This is a genomic window from Actinomadura montaniterrae, from assembly GCF_008923365.1.
GTDB classification, from domain to species: Bacteria; Actinomycetota; Actinomycetes; order Streptosporangiales; family Streptosporangiaceae; genus Spirillospora; species Spirillospora montaniterrae.
On sequence record NZ_WBMR01000288.1, the window covers coordinates 1 to 9,960 of the forward strand.

At 73.0% G+C, this 9,960-nt stretch carries 10 protein-coding genes; 4 read left to right on the plus strand and 6 right to left on the minus strand.

Annotated elements, in window-relative coordinates; genetic code table 11:
* The coding region (locus F9B16_RS45635) for a hypothetical protein (RefSeq protein WP_404800594.1) at positions 1 to 223 on the minus strand (223 nt) is incomplete at its 3' end.
* Positions 224 to 329: 106 nt separating this feature from the next.
* Between F9B16_RS45635 and F9B16_RS45640 the strand changes: the two genes are divergently transcribed.
* Positions 330 to 827 (plus strand): Lrp/AsnC family transcriptional regulator, encoded by a 498-nt coding sequence (locus tag F9B16_RS45640; RefSeq protein ID WP_151546523.1) that lies wholly within the window; start codon positions 330 to 332, stop codon positions 825 to 827.
* A gap of 9 nt (positions 828 to 836) precedes the next feature.
* Here the strand turns inward: F9B16_RS45640 and F9B16_RS45645 are convergent, their stop codons facing one another.
* Together F9B16_RS45645 and F9B16_RS53255 are read right to left on the minus strand one after the other, a co-directional pair.
* Positions 837 to 1,508 carry an MBL fold metallo-hydrolase gene (locus F9B16_RS45645; protein ID WP_264159865.1) on the minus strand — a complete coding sequence of 224 codons (672 nt, stop codon included), beginning with the start codon at positions 1,506 to 1,508 and terminating at the stop codon, positions 837 to 839.
* Positions 1,509 to 1,682: a hypothetical protein gene (locus F9B16_RS53255; RefSeq protein WP_225992525.1), complete on the minus strand. Its 174-nt coding sequence runs from the start codon at positions 1,680 to 1,682 to the stop codon at positions 1,509 to 1,511.
* Positions 1,683 to 1,886: 204 nt separating this feature from the next.
* Here F9B16_RS53255 and F9B16_RS45650 point away from each other — a divergent pair, with 204 nt between their 5' ends.
* From F9B16_RS45650 to F9B16_RS45660, 3 genes are all read left to right on the plus strand, one after another.
* Positions 1,887 to 3,593 carry an AMP-binding protein gene (locus tag F9B16_RS45650; protein WP_151546524.1) on the plus strand — a complete coding sequence of 569 codons (1,707 nt, stop codon included), beginning with the start codon at positions 1,887 to 1,889 and terminating at the stop codon, positions 3,591 to 3,593.
* A gap of 66 nt (positions 3,594 to 3,659) precedes the next feature.
* Positions 3,660 to 4,586: a phosphotransferase family protein gene (locus F9B16_RS45655; RefSeq protein ID WP_225992526.1), complete on the plus strand. Its 927-nt coding sequence runs from the start codon at positions 3,660 to 3,662 to the stop codon at positions 4,584 to 4,586.
* A 91-nt stretch (positions 4,587 to 4,677) separates the two neighbouring features.
* Complete coding sequence (locus tag F9B16_RS45660; RefSeq protein WP_151546525.1) at positions 4,678 to 4,932, plus strand: TFIIB-type zinc ribbon-containing protein; 255 nt, start codon at positions 4,678 to 4,680, stop codon at positions 4,930 to 4,932.
* Between the two features lie 86 nt (positions 4,933 to 5,018).
* Here the strand turns inward: F9B16_RS45660 and F9B16_RS45665 are convergent, their stop codons facing one another.
* From F9B16_RS45665 to F9B16_RS45675, 3 genes are all read right to left on the minus strand, one after another.
* A complete protein-coding gene (locus tag F9B16_RS45665) occupies positions 5,019 to 7,574 on the minus strand; it encodes a polynucleotide kinase-phosphatase (RefSeq protein ID WP_151546526.1) in 2,556 nt (851 codons plus the stop codon).
* Positions 7,571 to 8,998 (minus strand): 3' terminal RNA ribose 2'-O-methyltransferase Hen1, encoded by a 1,428-nt coding sequence (locus F9B16_RS45670; RefSeq protein WP_151546527.1) that lies wholly within the window; start codon positions 8,996 to 8,998, stop codon positions 7,571 to 7,573. The genes F9B16_RS45665 and F9B16_RS45670 overlap by 4 nt, the downstream gene beginning before the upstream one ends.
* A gap of 38 nt (positions 8,999 to 9,036) precedes the next feature.
* The coding region (locus tag F9B16_RS45675) for a DUF3152 domain-containing protein (RefSeq protein WP_151546528.1) at positions 9,037 to 9,960 on the minus strand (924 nt) is incomplete at its 5' end.

Consider the following 9,960-nt stretch of genomic DNA (forward strand, 5'->3'; position numbering starts at 1 on the left):
CGAGGCGGCGCGCCAGCCGGGTCAGCGCCAGCGCGCCGGCCCCCGTGCCGACGATCCCGGCGGTGGCGGGGACGCCGCCCCAGCCGGTGCCCAGCCGGTCCGCGGCGGACAGGGTGCCCGCCGCGCTCGCCATCGACATCGCCGCGTTCATGAGGGCGGTCCCCGCGCACAGCGCCGCCATCGGACGCGCCCGCGCCGGGCGCGCGATCGAGGTCTGATCCATGCCCTCGACGCTAGAAAGGCCTGGCGCCGGGATGAATGGACGATCTACGGTGTTCGCACGGACCCGCCTGTCGTTCGCAAGCGAAATCCGGAAAGGAGCCTTTCGGATGGATCGGGAGCTCGACCAGACGGACTGGCGCATCATCGCCGAACTCCAGCGCGACGGGCGGCTGTCGTTCAACCGGCTCGCCGCCCGCGTCAACCTGTCGGCGCCCGCGGTGGCCGAGCGGGTCCGGCGGCTGGAGGAGACCGGCGTGATCACCGGCTACCAGGCGCGGATCGACCCGGCCCGGGTCGGGCAGCCGCTCACCGCGTTCGTGCAGATGCGCTGCGCCCTCGGCCGCTGCCTGCTGAAGACCACCACCGCCGAGGACCTGCCCGAGGTCACCGAGGTGCACAAGCTCAGCGGGAACTGGTGCTCGATGCTCAAGGTGCGGGTCGCGTCCATGCCGCACCTGGAAGGGCTGCTGGAACGGCTCGGCGAGCACGGCGAGATGAACTCCCACATCGTGCTGTCCACCGCGTACGAGGCGCGCGCCGTCGAACCCCCGGCACCGGAGTCCCGCACGGTGACCGCCTCGGAGGGCTGGACCCGCCAGCCATAGGGCGAAGCGTCAGCGCGCCGGGTGCGGCGCGGGTGACGGGGTCCGGCTCGTCGCGGGCCCGAGCGTGATGGTGCCGCCGCGCTCGACGTGGCGCAGGCGCGCGGCCATCCCGCGCCGTCCCACCTCCTTGTCGAAGTCCGAGAGCGGCGACTTCATCACCGTGTAGTCGTCGTAGTGGACGGGAACGGCGGTCGCGCAGCCGGTGGTCTCCAGCCACTGCGCGCCCTGGCGCCCGTCCATGGTGACAGTGAGTAGCCCGAGCAGCCGGGTGCCGCCGAGGTGGACGACGCCCGCGTCGATGCCCGGATACCTACGGCGGATCTCGGCGATCTCGTCGTACATGAGCGTGTCGCCGCTGATGCACACCCGGAACAGCGGTTCGCCGTCCGGCGGGCCGAACTCCAGCAGCGACCCCATGACGGGCGGTAGGAGGCGGCGCAGCGGGCCGGGCGCGTGCCGTCCCGGTAGCGCCGTCACCCGGATCGCGTGCTCGCCCTTGGCGACGGTCCCGGTGTCCCAGGTGCGCATCCCCTCAGCGGAGCGGAACCCTCGGCCGCTCAGCGCGCGCGCCGCCGCCGTGGTGGTGAGGATCGGCAGACGCCGGTCGAGGTACCGCTCGGCCACCGGGTCCCAGTGGTCGCCGTGCAGGTGGGAGAGCAGCACGGCGTCGAGCTCGGGCAGCTAGTCCACCGAGATCGCCGGGTCCTTGACCCGCCTGCTGGTGATGCCGTGGCCGAGGTCGGCGCGCTCGCCCCGGCGCAGGAAGTTCGGGTCGGTCAGCAGCGTGACGCCGCCGTACCGGATGATCGTCGTCGCGTTCCCGACGAAGGTCAGGGTGGCCGTGTCCACGGGCATCGTTCCCCCTCTCCGATCCCGGTCGGTGCCCCTACCCCGCGAACCGCGCCCCAAGCGCCCCCGGCGGTCCGCCCGGCAGCGGCCGGCAGCGACTCCGGCGGCGACTCCGGCGGGCCGGCGACCGGCCGCCGGAACGCGCGCGGCGCGGGCCGGGAGGCCGCCGCGAGTTCCGGGATCGGGCAGGTCGTGGTTGAATTCTCGATTATGTGGCCCTCGTCACAAAGATCACTCCCGTGGCGGCGGAGGTATCAGCCGGGGGTTCCCACCGAGATCGAGATCCCGGACGTCCCCGTCACCCGGCTGCTCGACGACGCCGCGGAGCGGTACCCGCGGCGGACCGCGCTGGTCTTCTTCGGGCGGCGGATCGACTACCGGGAGCTGCGGGACGCGGCGGACCGGTTCGCCGACGGGCTGCACCGGCTCGGCGTGCAGCCCGGCGACCGGGTGGCGCTGATCCTGCCGAACTGCCCGCAGCTGGTGATCGCGTTCTTCGGGGTGCTGCGCAGGGGGGCGATCGCCGTCCAGCACAACCCGCTGTACACCGAGGAGGAGATGCTCCACCAGCTCGCGGACTGCGATGCCCGGGTCGCCGTCGTGCTGGATCGTTCCTACGCGACGGTGCGGGCGGTGCGGCACCGGCTGCGGCTGGAGCACGTCGTCGTCACCTCGCTCGTGGAGTACCTCCCGCCGGCCAGGCGGGCGGTGCTGCGGCTGCCGCTGGTGCAGACGCAGCGGCGGCGCGCCGCCATCACCGCGGACGTGCCGGACGACGCCGGCATCGTCCCGTTCACGGAGCTGCAGCGGATCCCGCAGCGGCAGGTGCGGCAGCTTCCGGTGGATCCGGCGCGGGACCTCGCGGCGATCCAGTACACGGGCGGGACGGAGGGACGTCCCAAGGGCGCCATGCTGACGCACCGCAACCTCGTCGCGAACGCGTGCCAGCAGCACGCGTGGGACATCGGCGGGCGCGAAGGGCAGGACGTGACGCTCGCGGTGCTGCCGCTGTTCCATTCGTTCGGGCTGATGAGCTGCCTCATCGCGCCGGTGATGACGGCGGGCGCGGTGGTGCTGCTTCCGCGCTTCGACCGCGACCGGGTGCTCCGCACCATCCGCAAGTACCGGCCGACGGTGTTCCCCGGCGTCCCGACGCTCTACGAGCAGGTGCTGGACAGTCCCCGGTTCCGGCCGTCGGACCTGCGGTCGCTGCGCGTCTACATCTGCGGCGCGATGGCGCTGGGGCAGCGGGTCCTCGACCGCTTCGACGAGCTGGGGGCGCGCGGGCTGATCCAGTGCTACGGGCTGACGGAGGCGTCCCCGGCGGTCACCGGCAACCCGCTGGGCGGCGGCGCCCGGAACCTGACCGTGGGGCTGCCGCTGCCGATGACGGACGCGGTCATCGTCGACGTCGACGAGCCGACGCGGGACCTGCCTCCCGGGGAGGTCGGCGAGCTGGTGGTGCGCGGCCCGCAGGTGTTCGCGGGCTACTGGAACGCGCCGCTCGCCACCGCGCAGGCCCTGTCGAAGGGCTGGCTGCGGACGGGCGACATCGCGGTGATGGACGAGGAGGGGTTCATCACCATCCTCGAACGGCAGCGGGACATGATCAAGGTGAGCGGGTTCAGCGTCTTCCCGTCCGAGGTGGAGAAGGTGCTGCGGCGCCATCCCGCCGTCTACGACTGCGCGGTGGTCGGCGGGCCGGACGAGCGGCGCGGGGAGCGCGTCATCGCGCACGTGGTGGAGCACCCCGCCTACCCGTTCTCCGCGGACGAGCTGCGGCGGCACTGCGAGCGCTATCTGTCGCACTACAAGGTGCCCGCGGAGTTCCGTCCGCGCACGGACCTGCCGCGGAACGTCCTGGGGAAGGTCGTCCGGCGCAAGCTGCGCGACGAGTCGGTCAACTCTCCGGCATAGACGGCGAACTCTCCGGCGGCGAACTCTCCGGCGTGGGCGGCGCCCGCCGGGTGGTTGACTGGTCGCGTGGAGACCGAGACCGCCCCGCCGGAGCTCTTCGCCCGGCTCGCCGAGATCGGGCGCGACTCGTCCCGTATCGCCGCGCGCGCTTCGGACGCGCCTCTCGAGCCGGAGACGCTGTACGACCGTCATGGCGTCCTGGTGGTCCGGGTGGGCGACATTGTGGTGAAGGCGCACCAACCTGACCGTGACTATGGGGAGCCGTTCCTCGCACGCATCAAGGTCGCGGCGTCCCTGCCCGATCTGCTGATCGGGCCGCTGGGGCCACCGTCGGATGTGGACGGCCGTACTGTGACCCTTTCCGTGTACGGGGAGCCGGTGGATCCGCACAAGGAGCTTCCCTGGGCGGACGCCGGTCGGCTCCTGGCCGCGCTCCACTCCACGCCCGTGCCGGCGGACGCACCGTCCTGGGGCCGTCCCACACGGGTGGCAACGCAGGTGGCGCGCCTGGGCGAGGGCCCCGCAGAGGACGAGGTTCGGCGCGCGTTCGCCACACTGCCCGCCTGGGTCCGCGGCGAGGGGCCGGGCAAGGGCCGCCCCGAGCGCGCGGAGCGCCTCATCCACGGCGACTGGCATCTCGGCCAGATGGTGCGCGCGCGGGACGGACGCTGGCGGCTGATAGACATCGAGGACCTCGGCAGGGGCGACCCCGCGTGGGACCTGGCGCGCCCCGCCGCGCTGTACCTGTCGGGCGTCCTGCACCCGGACGACTGGGGGCGGTTCCTCGACGCCTACGTCGAGGCCGGCGGCGCCGCGGTGCCGGACGGCGGCGACCCCTGGGCGACCCTCGACCTGCCCGCGCGAAGTCTGGCGATCCAGATCGCCGCCACGTGCGTCATATCCGCAAGGGAGGGCGAGCGCCCGTTGGACGGACCGGAGCAGGCGATGGTGGACGCCTGCGGCAGAATCGCCGCGGCGGGGGACGCGGCATGACGACCGGCATGACCGCCCGTATGACGTGGCGCGGAACCTGCCCTACATTTACCCTCTACCTGGGGATCCATAGCGGAAGGATGACAAGCCGATGCACTGCCCTAAGTGTCATGGATTGATGCGGACCTACAACCGCAGCGGCGTCCACATCGAACAGTGTGACAACTGCCGGGGCATCTTCCTCGACTACGGCGAGCTCGAGGCCCTCGGCCAGATGGAGTCCCGGTACCGCGCCGCGCCGCCCCCGCCCGGATGGGGCGCCCCCGCGGCCTCCGTGCACCATCACCACCACGGCCACCACGCGCCGCACCACGGCAGCGTTTTCCACATGCTCTTCTCGACCTGACGCCCATGCGGCCCGCCCCCTCGGAGGCGGGCCGCGGTCTTTCAGGCACGGGTTTCTCCGACCGCGCGGGCCCGTGGCGGCGGTCGTCACAGGCGCGGGTCGACGGGCTCCGACTCCAGGGCCAGCACGGCGAAGACGGCCTGGTGGACCCGCCACAGCGGCTCCCCGGCGGCGAGCCGGTCCAGCGCCTCGGCGCCCAGGGCGTGCTCGCGCATCGCCAGTGACCGCTTGCGGCCGAGCGACCTGCCGCGCAGCCGGTCGAGGTTCTCCGGCTCGGTGTAGTCCGGCCCGTAGATGATCCGCAGGTACTCGCGGCCCCGGCACTTCACGCCGGGCTGCACCTTCGCGTCCTCCGGGAGCGGCCCGAGCGGCTTGACGACCATCCCCTCGCCGCCCGACGCGGTGAGCTTCTCCCACCACTCGGTCGCGGCGGCCTCCGACTCCGGCGAGGCCAGGTCCACGATGACCGACTCCGTCCGCTGGAGCAGCCCGGTCGGGTCGGCCGCGGCGAGCCCGGCGGCGACGTCCAGGTGCCAGTCGTGGTCGCGTGCGGCGGCCAGGGACCGGCCTTCCGCGGCGAGCACCTGGAACGGCGCGAGCCGCACTCCCTCCAGGCAGTTGACGGGCCAGCAGTAGCGCGCGTAGGCGTCGCGGAAGCGCGCCGCGTTGGCCGCGCGCCGGTCGATGTGCTCGCGGAGCCCGCCGATGTCGAGGCCGCGCTCGTGTGCGCGCGCGAGGACGTCGGACGCAATCGGCAGTGCGGCGCGCGCCGCCGCGCCGGTCGCGGCGTACTGGGTGCGGATGAGGTCCATGGCCTTCGCCGACCACGGCAGCAGCTCGCAGTCCAGCACGAGCCATCCGGTCTCCAGCTCGTCCCATAGCCCGGTGGCGCCGATCGCGGCACGGAGCCGGGCGAGCAGCTCCTCGGTCGCGGACGCGTCGTGGAAGAAGGCGCGCCCAGTGCGGGTGTAGACCGCGCCGGTCGTACCGTCGTCCACACCGAACCGGGCCTCCGCCACGGACGCGTCGCGGCAGACGACCGCGACGGCGCGGGAGCCCATGTGCTTCTCCTCGCAGATCGCGCGCAGGACGCCCCGGTCGCGGTACGCGGCGAGCGCCTCGGCGGGGTGCTCGAGGTGGCCGGGCAGCGGCGAGGTCGCCGCGGGCGCCATCGTCGGCGGCAGGTAGACGAGCCACCGCGGGTCGACGGCGAACCGGCTCATCACCTCCAGCGCGGCCAGCGCGTTCTCCTCCCGGACGGTGACGCGCCCCATCAGCCGGGTCTCCACGCCCTGCGCGCCGAGGACGTCGTCGATCTTCAGGACGTCGCTCTCGCGGTGGCCGCCCGGCGCCGACGGGGACGCCGCGTGCAGCGGGCGGGCCGGCTCGTACCAGACCTGCCGCGCGGGGACGGACACCAGCTCGCGCTCCGGGTAGCGCAGCGCGGTCAGCTTGCCGCCGAACACCGCGCCGGTGTCGAGGCAGATGGTGTTGTTGACCCATTCCGCGTCGGGGACGGGCGTGTGGCCGTACACCACCATCGCCTTACCGCGGTAGTCGCGCGCCCAGGGATACCGGACGGGCAGCCCGTACTCGTCGGTCTCGCCAGTGGTGTCGCCGTACAGCGCGAACGACCGGACACGGCCCGACGCGCGCCCGTGGTAGTCCTCCTTGAGGCCGGCGTGGGCCACGACAAGGCGTCCTTCATCGAGGACGTAGTGGCTGATGAGGCCGTCCATGAAGCGCAGGGCGCCGTCGCGGAACTCCTCGGTCTCGGCGCCGAACTGCTCCATGGACTCGGCGAGCCCGTGCGACAGCCGCACCTGGCGGCCCTTCAGGGCGCGGACGAGCTTCGCCTCGTGGTTGCCGGACACGCAGAGCGCGTTGCCCGCCTCCACCATGCCCTTGACGAGCCGGACGACGCCGGGCGAGTCGGGCCCGCGGTCGACCAGGTCGCCGACGAAGACGGCGGTGCGCCCGCCCGGGTGGTTCGCGCCGGCGGCCAGGCCCCGCGCGTCCCGCTCGATCTCGTAGCCGAGGTCGCCGAGCAGATCCTCCAGCTCGGCGCGGCACCCGTGCACGTCGCCGACGATGTCGAACGGCCCGGTGAGGTCCCGCCGGTCGTTCCACGCCTTCTCGTAGACGATCGTCGCGGCGTCGATCTCCTCCTGCCCGGACAGCACGAAGACCCGCCGGAACTCGCGGCCCAGCGTCCGCAGCCCGCGCGTCAGTTCGCGCCGCTGGCGCGGGATGACGTGCGGGGGCATGTCCCGGTCGGGGCGGGCGGCGTTCCGCTCGGCAGCGAGCCGCTCAGGGACGTCCAGGACGATGGCAGCCGACAGCACGTCGTGCTCCTTGGCGAGCCGCAGCAACGCCTGCCGTGCCTTGCTCTGCACGTTCGTCGCGTCCACGACGGTGAGCAGGCCGCGCCGCAGCCGCTTGGCCACGATGTAGTGCAGCAGGTCGAACGCGTCGCCGGTGGCGGACTGGTCGTTCTCGTCGTCGGACACCATGCCGCGGCAGCGGTCGGACGACACCACCTGCGTCGGCGCGAAGTGCTTGCGCGCGAAGTACGACTTGCCGGACCCGGTCACACCGACCAGGACGACGAGCCCCATCTCCGGAAGCCGGATCTCGGTCATCGGGCGAACACTCCCATCTGCGTCGGCGCGCCGACCTCGGGGTCGTCGTCGCCGACCGGCACGTGGCGGACGCGGTAGCCGTGCGCCTCGGCGACGCGGCCGGCCCAGGCGCGGAACTCCGCGCGCGTCCATTCGAAGCGGTGGTCGGGGTGGCGCATGGCGCCGGGCGCCAGCCCCTCGTAGCGGACGTTGTGCTCGGCGTTGGGCGTCGTCACGACGACGACGCGGGGCTTGGCCTGACCGAACACGACCTGCTCCATGGCGCGGAGCCGGGGCGGGTCGATGTGCTCGACGACCTCCATCAGCACGGCCGCCTCGTAGCCGCGCAAGCGCTCGTCCGCGTAGGTGAGGGCGCTCTGGAAGACGTCGAGGACGCGCTTGTCGGGACGGTGCCGGGGCTTGTCCAGACGCAGCCTGCGCGCCGCTCCCTCCAGCGCGCGGTACGAGACGTCCGTACCGGCGATCTCCGTGAAGAAGTCGTCCTGCGCCAGGCGCGCCAGGAGCTTGCCCGAGCCGCACCCCATGTCGATGACGCGGCGCGCGTCCTCGTCGTGGAGCGCCTGCACGACGGCCTGGATCCGCCGCTCCGACAGCGAGGCGGGGGCCTCCGCCTCGGCATCCGTGCCGTTCTCCGCGCGCGCGGGCTCCTCCTCGACCTCGACCGGGTCGAGCGCGTCCTCCGGCGCGTCCTCCGCGTCGGCCAGGCGGCCGAGCGCCGCGCGCACGAGGGAGCGCCGGTTGGCGAGGTAGCGGCGGGTGATGGCGGCCCGGTCGGGATGCGCGCCGAGCCACCCCTCCCCCGCCCGGATGAGCTTGTCGACCTCGTCCGGCGCCATCCAGTAGTGCTTGGCGTCGTCCAGCACGGGCAGCAGCACGTAGAGCTGGTTGAGCGCGTCGGCGAGCCGCATCCGGCCGGTGAGCGTGAGCGTCACGTAGCGGGAGTCGCCCCATTCGGCGAACTCGGGGTCCAGCGGCACGGGCACGGCCGACACGTCCCAACCGAGCGGCGCGAAGAAGCGCTCCGCCTGGCCGGGGCCGCCGCGGCACGGCAGCGCCGGCAGCACGATCTCCAGCGGGATCGCGGTCTCCGCCAGTTCGGGGCGCATGTCGCACCTGCCGCGCATGGCGGTGCGGAAGACGTTCGCCATCGCGGACGCCAGCAGCGACGACGCCGCGTACGGGCGGTCGTTCACGTACTGGCCGAGGGAGAAGTCGGGCGTGCCCCTCCCGCGCGTGCGCACGAGCTTGACCGGGTCGACGTCCAGCAGCAGCGCCGCCGTGCAGCGGCGCGCGCCGGCGTCGGGGTAGAAGACGTGCGCGGTGCCGAAGGACTGCCCGAAGCTCTGCGCCTTGTCCGGGTGCTTGTGCAGCAGGAAGCCCAGGTCGGTCGCCTGGTCCGCGGTGGTACTGATCGTCAGGAGCACGCCTCGAGTGTGGCGGAACCCGGCGGCGCGCTTCTAATTCATTTTCCGGCGACCGCGGGGCCGGTCAGGAAACGGCCGTGCGCGTCGAACGGCCACGGGTTGGCCCGGCAGCCTTTCAGCCCGTAGATCTGCTGCATCATCACCGGGGCGAGGCGGCCGCGTCCCGGGCAGGTCATATGGCCGAACCCCAGCCGGTGGCCGACCTCGTGGTTGATGGTGAGGGCGTGATAGGCGTCCGGGTGCCCGCGGTAGTACTTGGTCAGCAGCAGCCAGCGCCGCAGGTTCACGACGACCTGCTTGCCGCCGCTGCAGTTCACCGTGCCGTTCGTGGTCATGCCGTAGGAACCGCAGATCTTGTCGACGGTCTTCGGTGAGGCGAGCTGCACCACGAAGTCGTACTGGCCGGAGTTGACGCGCTGGAACGCCCATTTCCCGCTGGCCGTCCACCCCCGCTTATCCGCGAGTATCTTGTCGACGCTGCGCGCGAACTTCGTGGGGTCCTGCCGTAAGCCGCCTTCCACCTGGACCATGTAGCGCATCACCTTTCCATGGCCGAACACGCGGCTTCCGGAAGCGGGCAGAAGGAATTTCCCCGTGCCCTTCGCGGGGATGTACAGGGACCGTGTGGGCGTGACGATGGGCGCGTCGGACGGCTCCGACTCGACCCTCGCGCCGCCGTCCTGCCCGGTGCCGGTCTCCCGCGCGGGCGGCGGCACGGCGGCGTGCTTCGTCCCGCCGCCGAAGCTCAGGTAGGCCATCGCGCCGAGGCCCGCGACGGCGACGAGCACCAGGGCGGTGACGCCGACGATCACGCCGCGCAGCCGCGTCCGGCGGGCGCCCTCGAACTCGCGTTCCAGGTCGTCGCCGAGCCAGTCGCCCGAGACCGGACGGCGCGGACCGCCTCCGCGGCGTCCGCCGCGTCCGCCCCGCCCGGCGGGACCGGCGGGCGGCATCGGCGGGGG

What these genes read in the sequence shown, in the direction of transcription:
- F9B16_RS45640 (WP_151546523.1), top strand. Translation starts at nt 330, where the DNA reads ATGGATCGGGAGCTCGACCAGACGGACTGGCGCATCATCGCCGAACTC.
- F9B16_RS45650 (WP_151546524.1), top strand. Translation starts at nt 1,887, where the DNA reads ATGTGGCCCTCGTCACAAAGATCACTCCCGTGGCGGCGGAGGTATCAG.
- F9B16_RS45660 (WP_151546525.1), top strand. Translation starts at nt 4,678, where the DNA reads ATGCACTGCCCTAAGTGTCATGGATTGATGCGGACCTACAACCGCAGC.
- F9B16_RS53255 (WP_225992525.1), bottom strand. Translation starts at nt 1,682, where the DNA reads ATGCCCGTGGACACGGCCACCCTGACCTTCGTCGGGAACGCGACGACG.
- F9B16_RS45665 (WP_151546526.1), bottom strand. Translation starts at nt 7,574, where the DNA reads ATGACCGAGATCCGGCTTCCGGAGATGGGGCTCGTCGTCCTGGTCGGT.